The sequence below is a fragment of the Streptomyces sp. NPDC051684 genome, from assembly GCF_044453445.1.
GTDB lineage: Bacteria > Actinomycetota > Actinomycetes > Streptomycetales > Streptomycetaceae > Streptomyces.
The window spans coordinates 67,364-82,525 of the sequence record NZ_JBITCS010000032.1 but is presented as its reverse complement, the minus strand read 5'-3'; the positions used below and the strand labels follow the sequence as shown (position 1 = coordinate 82,525).

General features: G+C 71.3%; 13 protein-coding genes, 2 pseudogenes and 1 riboswitch. Of the genes and pseudogenes, 14 read left to right on the top strand and 1 reads right to left on the bottom strand.

The window, feature by feature from the left end; translation table 11 throughout:
• A complete protein-coding gene (locus ACIA8D_RS31555) occupies positions 1–525 on the top strand; it encodes a hypothetical protein (RefSeq protein ID WP_399237557.1) in 525 nt (174 codons plus the stop codon).
• A gap of 56 nt (positions 526–581) precedes the next feature.
• Positions 582–1,346, top strand: coding sequence for an N-acetyltransferase (locus ACIA8D_RS31550; protein WP_399237556.1), 765 nt, complete (start codon positions 582–584; stop codon positions 1,344–1,346).
• A gap of 113 nt (positions 1,347–1,459) precedes the next feature.
• Here ACIA8D_RS31550 and ACIA8D_RS31545 read toward each other — a convergent pair.
• Positions 1,460–1,843, bottom strand: a pseudogene (locus ACIA8D_RS31545) (hypothetical protein); the annotation flags it as partial.
• On the opposite strand from ACIA8D_RS31545, the pseudogene ACIA8D_RS31540 reads away from it, so the two are divergent.
• The 12 genes and pseudogenes from ACIA8D_RS31540 to ACIA8D_RS31485 form a co-directional block, all read left to right on the top strand.
• A pseudogene (locus tag ACIA8D_RS31540) lies at positions 1,805–3,115 on the top strand (N-6 DNA methylase); the annotation flags it as partial. The pseudogenes ACIA8D_RS31545 and ACIA8D_RS31540 sit on opposite strands and share 39 nt — an antisense overlap.
• A gap of 260 nt (positions 3,116–3,375) precedes the next feature.
• The gene (locus tag ACIA8D_RS31535; RefSeq protein WP_399237555.1) at positions 3,376–3,972 is read left to right on the top strand and encodes a hypothetical protein; all 597 of its coding nucleotides are present in this window, start codon (positions 3,376–3,378) and stop codon (positions 3,970–3,972) included.
• Positions 3,969–5,513, top strand: a complete 1,545-nt coding sequence (locus tag ACIA8D_RS31530; protein WP_399237554.1) for a protein kinase — start codon at positions 3,969–3,971, stop codon at positions 5,511–5,513. Before ACIA8D_RS31535 ends, ACIA8D_RS31530 begins: the two co-directional genes overlap by 4 nt.
• A 145-nt stretch (positions 5,514–5,658) precedes the next feature.
• Complete coding sequence (locus ACIA8D_RS31525; RefSeq protein WP_399237553.1) at positions 5,659–6,330, top strand: SurA N-terminal domain-containing protein; 672 nt, start codon at positions 5,659–5,661, stop codon at positions 6,328–6,330.
• A 46-nt stretch (positions 6,331–6,376) separates the two neighbouring features.
• The gene (locus ACIA8D_RS31520; protein WP_399237552.1) at positions 6,377–7,387 is read left to right on the top strand and encodes a nucleoside triphosphate pyrophosphohydrolase; all 1,011 of its coding nucleotides are present in this window, start codon (positions 6,377–6,379) and stop codon (positions 7,385–7,387) included.
• 19 nt (positions 7,388–7,406) lie between these two features.
• Positions 7,407–8,690 carry a cytochrome P450 gene (locus ACIA8D_RS31515; RefSeq protein WP_399237551.1) on the top strand — a complete coding sequence of 428 codons (1,284 nt, stop codon included), beginning with the start codon at positions 7,407–7,409 and terminating at the stop codon, positions 8,688–8,690.
• A gap of 143 nt (positions 8,691–8,833) precedes the next feature.
• The gene (locus tag ACIA8D_RS31510; protein WP_399237550.1) at positions 8,834–9,871 is read left to right on the top strand and encodes a transglycosylase family protein; all 1,038 of its coding nucleotides are present in this window, start codon (positions 8,834–8,836) and stop codon (positions 9,869–9,871) included.
• A gap of 180 nt (positions 9,872–10,051) precedes the next feature.
• Positions 10,052–10,210: riboswitch (cyclic di-AMP (ydaO/yuaA leader) on the top strand.
• A 4-nt stretch (positions 10,211–10,214) separates the two neighbouring features.
• Positions 10,215–10,928: a transglycosylase family protein gene (locus tag ACIA8D_RS31505; RefSeq protein WP_399237549.1), complete on the top strand. Its 714-nt coding sequence runs from the start codon at positions 10,215–10,217 to the stop codon at positions 10,926–10,928.
• A gap of 307 nt (positions 10,929–11,235) precedes the next feature.
• Complete coding sequence (gene eno / locus ACIA8D_RS31500; RefSeq protein WP_399237548.1) at positions 11,236–12,516, top strand: phosphopyruvate hydratase; 1,281 nt, start codon at positions 11,236–11,238, stop codon at positions 12,514–12,516.
• 96 nt (positions 12,517–12,612) lie between these two features.
• Positions 12,613–13,101: a septum formation initiator family protein gene (locus ACIA8D_RS31495; RefSeq protein WP_399237547.1), complete on the top strand. Its 489-nt coding sequence runs from the start codon at positions 12,613–12,615 to the stop codon at positions 13,099–13,101.
• A 26-nt stretch (positions 13,102–13,127) separates the two neighbouring features.
• Positions 13,128–13,646 (top strand): DUF501 domain-containing protein, encoded by a 519-nt coding sequence (locus ACIA8D_RS31490; RefSeq protein WP_399237546.1) that lies wholly within the window; start codon positions 13,128–13,130, stop codon positions 13,644–13,646.
• A gap of 180 nt (positions 13,647–13,826) precedes the next feature.
• Complete coding sequence (locus ACIA8D_RS31485; protein ID WP_399237544.1) at positions 13,827–14,771, top strand: exopolyphosphatase; 945 nt, start codon at positions 13,827–13,829, stop codon at positions 14,769–14,771.
• Positions 14,772–15,162 lie beyond the last annotated feature (391 nt).

Sequence of the window (15,162 nt, the reverse complement as noted above, 5' to 3'; positions counted from 1 at the left end):
ATGCTCAACAGATCCGGCCAGTCGTCGATACGCAGACGCTCCGCGGGCTTCGCCGCCGCCTGGACGCTCGCCCTCACCCTGGCCGTCGGCGCCTGCGGGGCCGGTTCCGGTACGGACGACGCCGCCGACGCGCGGCCCTCGAAGTCCGCGTCCGTCTCCGCGACGCCGACGCCCAGCCCCACCCCGTCCACGCAGTCGCCGACGCCGACCCCGACGCCGAGCCCGACCCGTACGACGCACTCGCCGACGCCCAAGGCCCCCAGGGCGACGCCCGCGCCGACCCGGACGAGGACGCAGGCCCCCGCCCCGAAGCCGGCCCGGACCCAGGCCCCGGCGCCCGTGCGGACGACCGCCGCCCCGAAGCCGGCCGCCCCCACCTGCGAGATCGTCTCGAACGCGGGCAACTGCTACAGCGCGGGCCAGTTCTGCAGCAACGCCGACGTCGGCCGCACCACGCACTCCGCCAACGGCCGCATCGTGAAGTGCACCTTCAGCTCCGGCCGCAACCGCTGGGTCTACGCCTGACCCGGCAGGCGGGAAAACCGGCTGCGGTGCCGCGGCGTTCCCCGCACCATGTGCGCATGAACCCCGACCCCGGCACGGATCTGACGATCACCACCCTCGCCGAGCGTCCCGAACTCGCCCTCCCCATGTGGACGATGCCGGACACCTGGCCCGCGTTCATCGGGCACGACCCGTGCGCCGAGACCTTCCTGCGGCGCATCTGGCGGGAACTGCCCGAGTACGCGTTCGTGGCGACGGATCCCGAAGGGGCCGTGGTCGCCAAGGCGTACAGCGTGCCGTTCGCGCTGGGCGCCGAGGAGCGCGGTGCGCTGCCGGACGGCGGCTGGGACCAGGTGTTGCGGTGGGCGTTCGCCGACCTCGACGCCGGGGCGCCGCCGGACACTGTGAGCGCCATCGAGATCGCCGTCACGCCGGGGCTCCAGGGGCGTGGCCTGTCCGGCCGGATGCTGGCCGCGATGCGGGAGAACGCGCGCACCCGCGGCTTCACCGAGGTCGTCGCGCCGGTGCGGCCGAGCGCCAAGCATCTTGAACCCCAGACGCCCATCGGCGCGTACGCGTTCCGGGTGCGGGAGCCGGACGGCCTGCCGCACGACCCGTGGCTGCGGGTGCACGTACGGGCGGGCGGCGTCATCGAGAAGGTCGCGCCCGCCTCGATGGTCGTGGCGGGGTCGCTGGAGGACTGGCGGAGCTGGACCGGTCTGCCCTTCGACAAGGAGGGACCGGTCGAGGTCCCCGCCGCGCTGGTGCCGGTGCGCTGCGAGCCCGAGCACGGCTATGCCGTGTATGTCGAGCCGAACGTGTGGGTGCGGCACACCGTGTGAACCCCTGTGCCCCCTGTGAACCCCTGTGAACCGCTGCACCCCCTGCGAACACGCGGACGCGGCACGCGCGTTGAGCGCGTGCCGCGTCCACTCCCCCCATTTTCCGAAGCCGGTTACAGCTTCAGGTCCCATTGCGAGCCGTCGTAGTCGAAGCTCGGCGTGACCTCGACGGTCAGGTTCTTCGCGTCCGCCGGGGCGTCGAAGCCGTAGACGACCGTGGCCTTCTTGCCGGGGAGGATCGTGCCGCTGAAACCGTCACCGACGTTCTCGTCGAAGATCTGCTCCGACTTCACGCCGTCCTTGCCGCCGTCCTTGTCCTTCGCGTCGCCGGACGACGTCGTGTCCTTGGCCTTCGTGTCGGACATCGATTTGTTGATCTCGTCGACGGCGTCGTCCACCGCCTTGAACGTCGTGTACGCCCCGAAGACCGCGAGGCCCATGGCCGCGAGGCCGAGGATCGTGCCGGCCAGGGCGATGCCCTTGTTCGTGGCCTCGCCGACGCCCTGAGCGACGTACGGGCCGACGTGGTGCTCGCCCACCCGCCGTTCAACGAGCGCGGCTGGGGCCACGACGAGCTGGCCTACGACCCGCGCTGGGAGTACGGCCTCCCCGCCCGCACCGAGTCCGAACTGGCGTGGGTGCAGCACGCGTTGGCGCGCCTGACGGACGGCGGCAGCGCCGTGCTCCTGATGCCGCCCACCGTCGCCTCCCGCCGCTCGGGCCGCCGGATCCGCGCCGACCTGCTGCGCCGCGGCGCCCTGCGCGCCGTGATCGCCCTGCCCGCGGGCGCCGTCCCGCCCAACAACATCCCGCTGCACCTGTGGGTGCTGCGCCGCCCCGGCACGGGTGCGCCCGCGGCGCCCGAGCTACTGCTCGTCGACACGGCCTCGCTCGCCGAGTCCGGCGACGTACGGGAGCAGCAGGTGTGGGACGAGGTGCGCAGCGCGGTGCTCGATGCCTGGCGCGCCTTCGACCGGGACGGCTCCCTGGAGGAACAGCCTGGCCTCGCCCGCTCCGTGCCCGTCATCGACCTGCTCGACGACGAGGTCGACCTCGCGCCCGCCCGCCGCCTGCCCCCGCCGGCCACGGGCGGCGGCGCCGCGCAACTGACCGCCGTACGCGACGAGCTCGCCGACACGCTGCGCCTGACCACGAAACTCGCCCCCCGGGCCGTACCGGACACCACGACCCCGGCCCGCTGGCCACTGACCACGGTCGGTGAACTCGCGCGCGCGGGCGCCCTGTCGCTGCGCATCGCGGCGCCCGGCGGCGGTCCCGGTGGGCACGCGCGCGTACCCGTGCTCACCGACCACGACGTGCTGACGAGCACCGCGCCCTCCGGTGGCGCCCATGCCGCGGAGGACGACCCGGTGATCCTCGAAGTCGGGGACGTCGTCGTGCCGGTGGTCGGCGGAGCCGCCGCCGTCCGCGTCGTCGACGAGGCGGACGCGGGCGCCGCGCTGGGCAGGGGCCTGGCCCTGCTGCGCCCCGAACCGGCCGCCCTCGACCCGTGGTTCCTCGCCGGCTTCCTGCGTTCCACCGCCAACAACCGGCAGGCCTCCAGCTACGCCTCCACCGCCACCCGCCTCGACGTCCGCCGCCTCCAGCTCCCGCGCCTCCCCTTGTCCGAACAGGCGGGCTATGGAGAACGCTTCAAATCCCTCGCGACGTTCGAGAACACCCTCCGCCAGGCGGCCCGCCTCGGCGAACAACTCGTCCAGGGCCTCCACGACGGCCTGACGGCGGGCACGCTGCCTCCGGACGAATAAGCGGTCCGGCATTCGGCCCCGGCGCCGGTAGATCAAGCCCCTCCGGCGATTGAGGAGCGGGGTCCGGGGCAGAGCCCCGCGACCTGGGACCGGACCAGCACCACCGCCGGAGGCAACCGTTCCGCCTACCCCGATGTGAGCGGAGCGACATCCGTTCCGTACAACCCCGGGCCCGTTGTCCGAGTCCGCCTATACGCTCGAAGGAACCGGCATCACCTTGCCGAGCGTGTTCCCACCCGGACAAGTGACCAGGAGCTGCCATGTACGGGCCCGGCGCGGGGCCGCCCCGACGCGAGAGCGACGGCGCGGCCATCACCCTGAGGGTGCTGTTCCCTGCGCTGTCCGTACTCACGTGCGGCCTGCTCTCCTGCGCCCCCCTGTTCCGCATCGCGGCCCTGCGGCGCAGGCCCCTCGACTGGACCCTGGCGGTCGCCTCGCTGCCCGTCAGCATCACGCTGTTCGGCATCATCGGCTCGCTGCCGGAGGAGGACACGCGCACGGACGTCGCCCTCGCCCTGCTGCTGCTCCTCGCGCTCGGCAGCGCGGTGTACTTCCTGGTCTACGACATACGCAGGCTGTCGCCCGCGCCCCCGCCGGGCCCCTACGCGCCGACGGCACCGTCCGGCCCCTCCGCCTACGGACACCCGCAGCCGCGCCAACCCTGGCCCGCGACGCCCCCGCAGACGCACACGATGCCCACGCAGCACCCCATGAACACGGCCGCACCCGCTCCCGCGCCCACCCCGCCGCCCGCGCCCCCGCAGAACCAGGCCCCGCCGCCGCACCGCATCGACCAGGTCCGCGCCGAACTGGACGAGCTGAGCGACTACCTGCGCAAGCGGGACGGCGGCCGGTGACCGGGCACTCCGCGTCCCCGGCGGACGGCGCCCGCGTCGTCGCCGGACGCTACGAACTCTCCACGCTCATCGGCCAGGGCGGCATGGGCCAGGTCTGGACGGCGTACGACCAGCGCCTCGACCGCCGCGTCGCCGTGAAGCTCGTGCGCCCCGACCGCGTCGCCGGCGCCGAGGCCGACGAACTGCGCCGCCGCTTCCTGCGCGAATGCCGGGTCACGGCACAGGTCGACCACCCCGGCCTCGTCACCGTGCACGACGCGGGCGCCGAGGGCGACGAGCTCTACCTCGTCATGCAGTACATCGACGGGGCCGACCTCGCCGACCACCTCGCCGAGCACAGCCCCTTCCCCTGGCAGTGGGCCGTCGCGGTCGCGGCGCAACTGTGCGCCGTGCTCTCCGCCGTGCACGCCGTGCCGATCGTGCACCGCGACCTCAAGCCGCGGAACGTGATGGTCAAGCAGGACGGCACGCTCACCGTCCTCGACCTCGGCGTCGCCTCCGTCCTCGACACCGACACCACCCGCCTCACTCACACCGGATCGCCCATCGGCACCCCCGCCTACATGGCGCCCGAACAGGCGATGGGCGGCGCCGTCGGCCCGCACACCGACCTGTACGCGCTCGGCGTGCTGCTGCACGAACTCCTCAGCGGTGACGTCCCGTTCGCCGGCACCACCGCCCTCGGCATCCTCCACCGCCACCTCTACGAGGCCCCGGTCCCGGTCCGCCAGCTGCGCCCCGAAGTACCGCAGGCCCTCGAACACCTCGTCCTGCGGCTGCTCGCCAAGGACCCGCAGGACCGCCCGGCCTCCGCCCAGCAGACGTACGAGGAACTGCTCCCGCTGCTCCCCGCGCGCGGCATCCCCACGGGTCGACCGCTCGACCCGACCCGCCCCTTTCTGCGCCCGCACGCCCCCTGGCCCGACCGCGCCGTCACCCCCGCGCCGCAGCCCGCGGGCACCGACCTCCAGGGCGACCGCCCCGACGTCGCCCGCGCCGTCGACGAAGTGAAGGTGCTGCTCGGCGAGGGCCGCATCACCCAGGCCGTCGACATCCTCGGCGCGATCCTCCCCGCCGCGGCCGCCCAGCACGGCGAGCACTCGCCCGTCGTCCGCACCCTGCGCAAGCAGTACGCGGCCACCCTCATGGACGACGGCCAGTACCGGCGCGCACTGCCCGAACTGCGCCGACTCGCCGACGAACGCGCGGCCGAGGCCGGCCACGCCGATCCGCAGTCCCTCCAGTTCCGCTACGAGTCCGCCCAGTGCCTCGAAGCCCTCGGCGAACCCGCCGCGGCGCTCGCCGAATACCGCTCCCTCCTCCCGTACTACGAGAACCAGTACGCGACCACGGACCTCAGGCTCGCCCTCGAAGTACGCCGTCGCATCGGCCAGTTGCTGCTCTCCGTCGGCGACCGGGGCGCCGCCCACGAGACACTGACCCGGCTGCTGCACGACGCCGAACGGCTGCACGGACCCGGCCACCCGTTCCCCGCCGAGGTACGCCGCACCCTCCAATGGCTGGGCCAGGTACGCGGCTGACCCGCAGCACCCCCGAACCCCTCCAGTACCTCAACTCGCGGCGAATCGTTGTCGAATAGGTGGCCTAGCAAGCGGCCACTGCCTAACATCGATCAACGCCGGACTTTGTGCACCGACGCACAAACTCTTCGCAGGGAGGCCCACCTTGCACCGCCGCAACAGCCGCCGCACCGCGCTCGTCCTGTCCGCCGCCGCCATCGCCGCCGTCCCCGCCCTGACCGCCTGCGGCAACGAAGCGCACCCCGGTGCCGCGGCCGTCGTCGGCGGCCAGCGGATCACCGTCTCGCAACTGGAGAGCCGGGTGAACGAGGTGCGCGACGCGCAGCAGACCGCCACCAAAGACGCGGCCCGGTACGAACAGGCCATCGCCAAGACCGGTGGCCTCACCCGCAACACACTGCACACGATGGTCCTCGACCGGGTCCTGCACCGCGCCGCCACCGACGCGGACATCTCCGTCACCCGCAAGGAGATGCAGAGCATGCGGTCCGGCCTGGAACAACAGGCGGGCGGAGCCAAGGAGTTGGAGGTCGCCTGGCTGCAGCAGTACAACATCCCGCCCAAGCGCCTCACCGAGAGCCTGCGCACCGAGATCGAGGCGCAGAAGCTGTCGACCGCGCTCGGTGCCGACATGCAGACCCCCCAGGGGAAGGCCGTCTTCTGGAAGGCGCTCTCCAGCGCCTCCAAGGAACTGAACGTCGACCTCAACCCCCGCTACGGAACGTGGGACGTCACCAAGAACAGCCGCGTCGACGCGAAGACCCCGTGGCTGCGCCAGATCACCAAGGAAGCCCCGGCCCAGCAGCAGACCACGTAGACCCGGGGGAGGCGGGGTTGTCAGTGGCCTGCGTTACGTTCGAGGGGTGAACGAACCCGAGGCGCACGACCACCGCACCCCCGCCGAAGACGCCGCCGGCCGCGTCGTCCTGCTCACCACCAGCCACCGGGTCGCCCCCGGCCTCCTGTCCTGGCAGGCGTGGCAGACCCTGCGCGCGGCCGACGAGGTGCTGTGCGCCGACGCCGCGCACCCCCAGCTGCCGTACGTGAAGGACGCGGGCGTCCAGGTCACGATCGCCTCGCCCACCGCCCGCGAGCTCGTCGACCGCTGCGCCGACGGCGGGCGCACCCTCGTCTTCCTCGCCACCGCCGAGGGCGACCGGCAGCTCACCGACGGCCTGGCGCGCCTCGCCGGCTCGGGCCGCGAACAGATGCCGAACCTGGAACTGCTCCCCGGCTCCTACGACCTGCCCGGCGCCCGCCTCCTCGACCTCGTCCAGGTCATGGACCGCATCCGCCGCGAATGCCCCTGGTCGAAGCAGCGCACCCACGAGGACCTCGCCAAGTACGCCATCGAGGAGGCGTACGAACTGGTCGAGGCCATCGAGACCGACGACCGCGACGAACTGCGCGAGGAGCTCGGCGACGTACTCCTCCAGGTCGTCTTCCACGCACGGATCGCCGAGGAGGCCTCCGGCGAGGACGAGCCGTTCTCCATCGACGACGTGGCGGGCGGCATCGTCGACAAGCTCATCCACCGCCACCCGCACGTCTTCGGCGACGAGAGCGCGACCACCCCGGAGGAGGTCCGGGAGATCTGGCTCCGCAAGAAGGGCGAGTCCAAGCGCCGCGACTCCGTCACCGACGGCGTCCCCGTCGGCCAGCCCGGTCTCGCCCTCGCCGCCAAGCTCGGCTCGCGCGTACGCACGGCGGGCCTGGACGTCCCGGTCCCCACCGGCGAGGGCATCGGCTACGAACTCCTCGCCCTCGCCCTGCGCGCCGAGGCCGAGGGCACCGACCCGGAGGCGGCACTCAGAGCCGCCGCCCGCGCCTACCGGGACGCGGTACGAACCACCGAAGGGCTCACCGCCCCATAGGGCCGGTTACGGTCAGGTGGTGACCGAGAGCCCCACCCCCTCCAGCGCCCCCGAACTCTTCAGCTGGGAGTTCGCCAGCAACCCCTACCCCTCCTACGCCTGGCTGCGCGAGCACGCCCCCGTGCACCGCACCACGCTGCCGAGCGGCGTCGAGGCCTGGCTGGTCACCCGGTACGCGGACGCCCGCCAGGCGCTCGCCGACCAACGGCTCAGCAAGAACGCGGACCACCACGACGAGCCGGGCCACGCCAAGGGCAGGACCGGCATCCCCGGCGAACGCCAGGCCGAGCTGACGACCCACCTCCTCAACATCGACCCGCCGGACCACACCCGCCTGCGCCGCCTCGTCTCGAAGGCCTTCACCCCCCGCCGCGTCGCCGAATTCGCGCCACGCGTCCAGCAGTTGACGGACGACCTCATCGACGCCTTCGAGGCGAAGGGCGAGGCCGACCTCATCCACGACTTCGCCTTCCCGCTCCCCATCTACGCCATCTGCGACCTCCTCGGCGTCCCCCGCGAGGACCAGGACGACTTCCGCGAGTGGGCGGGCATGATGATCCGCCACGGCGGGGGACCGCGCGGCGGGGTGGGACGCGCGGTGAAGCGGATCCGCGCCTATCTGGTGGACCTCATCCACCGCAAGCGCGGCGACCTCACCGACGACCTGATCTCCGACCTGATCCGCGCCTCCGACCACGGCGAACACCTCACGGAGAACGAGGTGGCGGCGATGTGCTTCGTGCTGCTCTTCGCCGGGTTCGAGACCACGGTCAACCTCATCGGCAACGGCACGTACGCCCTGCTCACCCACCCCGAACAGCGCGAGCGCCTGCAGAAGTCGATCGCGGTGGGGGAGCGGGACCTGCTGGAGACCGGGATCGAGGAACTGCTGCGCTTCGACGGGCCGGTGGAGATGGCCACCTGGCGGTTCGCCAGGGAGCCGCTGACCATCGGCGGCCAGGAGATCGGCGTCGGCGACCCGGTTCTCGTCGTGCTCGCCGCCGCCGACCGAGACCCGGCGCGCTTCACCGAGCCCGACACCCTCGACCTCTCCCGCCGCGACAACCAGCACCTCGGCTACGGACACGGCATCCACTACTGCCTCGGCGCCCCGCTCGCGCGCCTGGAGGGGCAGGCCGCTCTCGGCACGCTCCTGACGCGCCTCCCGGACCTGCGACTTGCGGTGGAACCGACCGATTTGCGGTGGCGTGGCGGGCTCATTATGCGTGGACTGCGCACGCTGCCGGTGGAGTTCACCCCGCGTCAGAACCCGGCCGGAACTGACGGGGCGTCAACAATGTGACTTTCACGTGATCTACGCTGCATCGACTTGTGACAGGCGTTCGAGTGCCGCTACGTTCACGGATCATCGCGACACATGCACAACCCGCACCACTTGCACCACCCGTCGCGCGTAGCAGCATCAGTCTCGCGAAAGGCAAACGCATGCTCTCCGGGAACGGTCGTCACCGTCGCCCCCGTCAGGCCCCTGCTCTCGTCGTCGCCGCCGGAGTCACCGGCAGCGCCATCGCGATCCCGCTGTTCGCCGCGAGCGGCGCGAGTGCCGCGACCACGCAGGCGTGGGACAAGCTCGCCGAGTGCGAGAGCGGTGGGCAGTGGAGCCTGGACGCCGGTAACGGCTACTACGGCGGCCTCCAGTTCACGCAGGAGAGATGGGAGGAGTACGGGGGGCTCGACTACGCCCCGCGTGCCGACCAGGCCAGCCGCTCGCAGCAGATAGCCGTCGCCGAGAAGGTTCTCGGCGACAAGGGGCCGAGCGCCTGGCCGATGTGCTCGCTCACCTCGGACCTCACCAAGGACGACGGCTCGGCGGACGTCGACCCGGGCGTGTCCGCGTCACCGTCGGCGCAGCCTTCCGAGTCGTCCGACTCCGGTGACGACGACAAGTCGTCGGGCGAGGGCGCAGATGGCGGCGCCGACAAGGCGGGCTCCGCGGACGCCACGGATCCGGCCGACTCCACCGAGTCCAGCGATTCCGCCGAATCCGCCGAATCCGCCGATTCGGGAGACAAGGGTCACGACGAGTCCGCGGGCTCCGACTCCTCGGACCGCCCGACGGCGGACGAGACGAGCGATACCTCCGGTAACAAGGGGGCGGAGTCGTCGAGCCCGTCAAGTGACAAGTCCCACGCGCCTTCTGACGGCACCCCCGCCGGGACGGCCTCCCCGTCCGCCCGGCCCTCCGGCGACACGTCCGGCCGCCACCGCGGCGACCGCGCCGACGACGACGGTTCCGACTCCCGTAAGGGGGCGGGGCGGCACGCCTCACGCGACGACAAGCGCGCCGGCGACACGTACGAGGTGCACGCCGGCGACAACCTCTGGGACATCGCGAAGACCCAGGACGTGCACGGCGGATGGGACGCGCTCTATGAGCGGAACAAGGAGACGGTCGGTACCGACCCAGACCTCATCCTTCCTGGTCAGAGCCTGGATCTTGGGGACGGATCGGACAAAAGGTAGCGGGGGTTCGGGGCGGTTGAAGGGGCTTTGTCCGATGTCGATCGAGTGAGACATGGGTCTCAAAGCCCCTGATCGACTTTGAAATCGGACGGATCGACCGCTTACGTTCGTGACCGCTCGCTTCAGCGGGCCCCGATGGACGTCACGCCGAATCCTGCCAACGTCCGTACGGGAACAGTCGACGCGTAAGCGCCGTAGGCAGGAGCGGGGGACCCAGGTAAGCCGCCCTTCCGGGAGACCGGACGGGCTTGGGGTTAAGCAGCGCACAAGGATGCGTCTGCCGGACACTCACTGGTCCGAACCCGACAGCTCACCTCGCAGGCGTCGGTGAGGAGACATCTCCATGCTGTTTTCCGGCAAGAACAAGCACCGCCGCCCGTCCAAGGCCGTCCGCGTCGCCACGCTCGGCGGTGTCGCCGCTGCCGCCGTCGCCGTGCCGCTGATGGGTGCCACCTCGGCCTCCGCCGCCACCACGTCCGAGTGGGACCAGGTCGCGCAGTGCGAGTCCGGCGGCAACTGGTCCACCAACACCGGCAACGGTTTCTACGGCGGTCTGCAGTTCTCGTCCTCCACCTGGTCCGCCTACGGCGGCGACCAGTACGCCTCCACCGCCGACCAGGCGTCCAAGGCGCAGCAGATAGCCGTCGGCGAGAAGGTTCTCGCCTCCCAGGGCAGCGGTGCCTGGCCGAACTGCGGCTCGGGCCTGTCCTCCACCCCGAACGAGGGTGGCGGTGACGACTCGTCGCAGCAGCAGGCTCCGAAGCAGGAGACCCAGCAGCGTGCCGACCGCTCCGAGCAGCGTCAGCAGCCGCAGCAGCAGGAGGCCCCCAAGCAGGAGGCCCCGAAGCAGGAGGCCCCGAAGCAGGACACCGTCACCACCCCGACCGGTAACAAGGTCGAGAAGGGCGACGGCGAGTACAAGGTCAAGTCCGGCGACACCCTCAGCAAGATCGCCGAGGCGCACGGCACGACCTGGCAGCAGGTGTTCGAGAAGAACAAGGACATCGTCAAGGACGCCAACCTGATCTACCCGGGTCAGCAGCTGCACCTCAGCTAAGACGTCCGGCCCCGCGCAGGGGCCCGGTCCGCCCAGGACCCCCAGGCACGGACTCGGCATCGGCGGACGCCGAGTCCCGCCGCCCTCCCCGTCCCCACGGGCCGCTCACTTCGGCGACCCCCGCCCCGGCACAGCCGGGGCGGGGGTCGCTGTTTTTGTTCCGTTAAGGAACATTTCGCTAACGGCGTTGTCCACGAGGCGGGCGTTCGGATGGCCGATGCCCGGGAGCCGGTTAGGCTCAGGGGGGCGGGATCCGTTGTCCGACGGCCGCCCGCCAAGCTTCGTCACATCCCAGAAGGAGATGCTCGTGCCGTCCATCGACGTCGTCGTAGCCCGGGAAATCCTGGACTCCCGAGGCAACCCCACGGTCGAGGTCGAGGTCGGCCTCGACGACGGGAGCACCGGCCGTGCTGCCGTCCCGTCCGGCGCCTCCACCGGTGCCTTCGAGGCCATCGAACTCCGCGACGGTGACCCGAACCGTTACCAGGGCAAGGGCGTCGAGAAGGCCGTCCTCGCCGTCATCGAGCAGATCGGCCCGGAGCTCGTCGGCTACGACGCCACCGAGCAGCGCCTGATCGACCAGGCGATGTTCGACCTGGACGCGACCGACAACAAGGGCTCGCTCGGCGCCAACGCCATCCTCGGTGTCTCGCTCGCCGTCGCGCACGCCGCTTCCGAGGCGTCCGACCTGCCGCTCTTCCGCTACCTGGGCGGCCCGAACGCGCACCTTCTCCCGGTGCCGATGATGAACATCCTGAACGGCGGGTCCCACGCGGACTCCAACGTCGACATCCAGGAGTTCATGATCGCCCCGATCGGCGCGGAGTCCTTCTCCGAGGCCCTGCGCTGGGGCGCCGAGGTCTACCACACGCTGAAGAAGGTCCTGAAGAGCAAGGGCCTGGCCACCGGCCTGGGCGACGAGGGCGGCTTCGCCCCGAACCTGGGCTCGAACCGTGAGGCCCTGGACCTGATCCTCGAGGCCATCAAGGAAGCCGGCTACGTTCCCGGCCAGCAGATCGCCCTCGCCCTCGACGTCGCCGCCTCCGAGTTCTACAAGGACGGCAAGTACCAGTTCGAGGGCAAGGAGCGCTCCGCCGCCGAGATGACGGAGTACTACGAGGAGCTCGTCTCCGCGTACCCGCTCGTCTCCATCGAGGACCCGCTGTACGAGGACGACTGGGCCGGCTGGAACGTCATCACCGAGAAGCTGGGCGACAAGGTCCAGCTCGTCGGCGACGACCTCTTCGTCACCAACCCGGAGCGCCTGGCCCGCGGCATCGAGGAGAACTCGGCGAACGCCCTGCTCGTGAAGGTGAACCAGATCGGTTCGCTGACCGAGACCCTGGACGCCGTCGAGCTGGCCCAGCGCAACGGCTTCAAGTGCATGATGTCCCACCGCTCCGGCGAGACCGAGGACGTCACCATCGCCGACCTGGCCGTCGCCACGAACTGCGGCCAGATCAAGACCGGCGCCCCGGCCCGCTCCGAGCGCGTCGCCAAGTACAACCAGCTGCTGCGCATCGAGGAGATCCTGGACGACGCGGCGGTCTACGCCGGTCGCTCGGCCTTCCCGCGCTTCAAGGGCTGACCACCCCTGACGCTGTAGATACGTACGTCCCCGCACTCGGTCCCGTACCGTGTGCGGGGACGTACGCACGTGAGCGGGGAGGCGGGAGCAGAGGCGATGCCCGGAAAGGTACGGGACAGGGACTCCAGAGATCGCTTCTCGACGGCCACCCGCCTGCGTGTGCTGGGCGAGCAGACCGCCGAGCGCGTCTACCGCTCGCAGAACAAGCGGCAGGCCCGCCGCTCCCGGCTCACCGGCCGCGCGGCCCTGCTGGCCCTCGTCCTGTGCACCCTCGTGGTCGCGCTCGCGTACCCGATAAGGCAGTACGTCTCGCAGCGCGGCGAGATCGAGGACCTGCGGCGCCAGCAGCAGGAGGCCAAGGAGCGGGTCGACAGGCTGCGCGACCAGAAGGCCCGCTGGCAGGACGACGCGTTCGCCGAGCAGCGGATCCGGGAGCGCCTGCACATGGTGATGCCGGGCGAGACCGGTTACGTGGTGCCGAGCGAGCGCACCGCCGCCGAGCGCGCCGAGCAGGGCGCGGAGGACCGCCCCTGGTACTCCAACGTCTGGGACGGCGTCGACAAGGCCGACCAGGCGGACAATTGACAAAGACTGAAGGAAACACCCGAGCGATGGAAACTCCCCCGCCGCAGACCGAGCCCACCACGCCCACGGACGCCGACATCCAGGCGTTCAAGGAGCAGCTGGGGCGCCCGCCGCGCGGCCTGCGCGCCATCGCGCACCGCTGCCCCTGCGGCAACCCGGACGTGGTCGAGACGGCCCCGCGTCTGGAGGACGGCACCCCGTTCCCGACGACGTACTACCTCACGTGTCCGCGTGCGGCGTCGGCGATCGGCACGCTCGAGGCCAACGGCGTGATGAAGGAGATGACGGAGCGGCTCCAGACCGACCCGGAGCTGGCCCGGCAGTACCGTGCGGCCCACGAGGACTACATCGCCCGCCGCGACGCCATCGAGGTCCTGGAGGGCTTCCCGAGCGCCGGTGGGATGCCCGACCGGGTGAAGTGCCTGCACGTCCTGGTCGGCCACTCGCTGGCCGCGGGTCCCGGCGTGAACCCGTTGGGCGACGAGGCGATCGCGATGCTCCCGGAGTGGTGGAAAAAGGGCCCTTGCGTCGCCCCCACCGACTGAATTCCCTTTCCCTCACCCCACCCCACCCCGCCCCTTCCCGAAAGTCCTGCCGGACGGGCCTCCTCAATCGCCGGCGGGGCTTGAAAATCGAGCCCCGCCGGCGATTGAGGCGCGGGGGTCTGGGGGCAGAGCCCCCAGCGGCTCCCGTAACCATCACGACGACTTCAGGAGCTCACCCGCATGACCAGGGTCGCCGCCATCGACTGCGGCACCAACAGCATCCGCCTCCTCGTCGCAGACGCGAACCCGGAAACCGGTGAACTCGTCGACCTGGACCGTCGGATGACGATCGTCCGGCTCGGCCAGGGCGTCGACAAGACGGGCCGGCTCGCCCCGGAGGCGCTGGAGCGGACCTTCGCGGCCTGCCGCGAGTACGCCGAGGTCATCAAGGAGCACGGCGCCGAGAAGCTCCGCTTCGTGGCGACCTCCGCGTCCCGCGACGCCGAGAACCGCGCGGACTTCGTGAGCGGCGTCCTCGACATCCTGGGCGTCGAGCCCGAAGTCATCACCGGTGACCAGGAGGCGACGTTCTCCTTCACGGGTGCGACGAAGGAACTCACGGGCCGGGCCGACCTGGACAAGCCCTACCTGGTCGTCGACATCGGCGGCGGCTCCACCGAGTTCGTCGTCGGCGACGACTCCGTGCGCGCCGCGCGCTCCGTGGACATCGGCTGCGTACGGATGACGGAGCGCCACCTCGTCGCCGCGGACGGCACGGTCACCGATCCGCCCACCGCCGCGCAGATCGAGGCGATCCGGCAGGACATCGGCGCGGCCCTCGACCTGGTCAATCAGACGGTGCCGCTGACCGAGGCCCGCACGCTGGTGGGCCTCGCGGGTTCGGTCACGACGGTGGCCGCGCTGGCGCTCGGCCTGAGCGCGTACGACTCGGCGGCGATCCACCACTCCCGGATCTCGTACGACAAGGTCGCCGAGCTGACGGACTGGCTGCTTGAGACCACGCACGACCAGCGCGCGCTGAAGCCGGTCATCCACCCGGGCCGGGTCGACGTCATCGCCTCGGGCGTGCTCGTGCTGCGCCTCATCATGGAGCGGATCGGGGCGCGCGAGGTGGTCGTGAGCGAGCACGACATCCTCGACGGGATCGCCTGGTCCATCGCCTGAAACAGGACCGGAGAACAGGCCCGAAAATCGGCCCGGAAACAGGCCCGGAAGTGTCTCTCCTGAGCGCCCCGCACAGCGTCTGAGCACCCTGCGGGGCGCTTCCGGCACCCCGCCACGACATGCTGTCGGGAAAGTTCGTGAACTTCTTCACAAGGAAATCGGCCCACTTGGTGGCTGTTACGCGCTCTCGGGCCCGTTCGGGGGCTCGCGGGGGCGCTCCCGCGGGTCGCGCGTGGGGTTTCCGCAGTGTTGCGAGCCGGTTGCGGACGGAAGTGGTCCAGTACGGCCACATGCGCACTATGGCTGCTCAAGAGGGGTGAGCAACGTCCGGGGCGGTGCGGTGGTTCCCCCGGAGCGTCATGACATGGGTCACGTGGGCGGCGCAGTGTAG

Excerpts from the sequence above, each read along its gene's own strand:
- ACIA8D_RS31555 (WP_399237557.1), top strand. The coding sequence starts at position 1 with ATGCTCAACAGATCCGGCCAGTCGTCGATACGCAGACGCTCCGCGGGC.
- ACIA8D_RS31550 (WP_399237556.1), top strand. The coding sequence starts at position 582 with ATGAACCCCGACCCCGGCACGGATCTGACGATCACCACCCTCGCCGAG.
- ACIA8D_RS31535 (WP_399237555.1), top strand. The coding sequence starts at position 3,376 with ATGTACGGGCCCGGCGCGGGGCCGCCCCGACGCGAGAGCGACGGCGCG.
- ACIA8D_RS31510 (WP_399237550.1), top strand. The coding sequence starts at position 8,834 with ATGCTCTCCGGGAACGGTCGTCACCGTCGCCCCCGTCAGGCCCCTGCT.
- ACIA8D_RS31505 (WP_399237549.1), top strand. The coding sequence starts at position 10,215 with ATGCTGTTTTCCGGCAAGAACAAGCACCGCCGCCCGTCCAAGGCCGTC.
- ACIA8D_RS31495 (WP_399237547.1), top strand. The coding sequence starts at position 12,613 with ATGCCCGGAAAGGTACGGGACAGGGACTCCAGAGATCGCTTCTCGACG.
- ACIA8D_RS31490 (WP_399237546.1), top strand. The coding sequence starts at position 13,128 with ATGGAAACTCCCCCGCCGCAGACCGAGCCCACCACGCCCACGGACGCC.
- ACIA8D_RS31485 (WP_399237544.1), top strand. The coding sequence starts at position 13,827 with ATGACCAGGGTCGCCGCCATCGACTGCGGCACCAACAGCATCCGCCTC.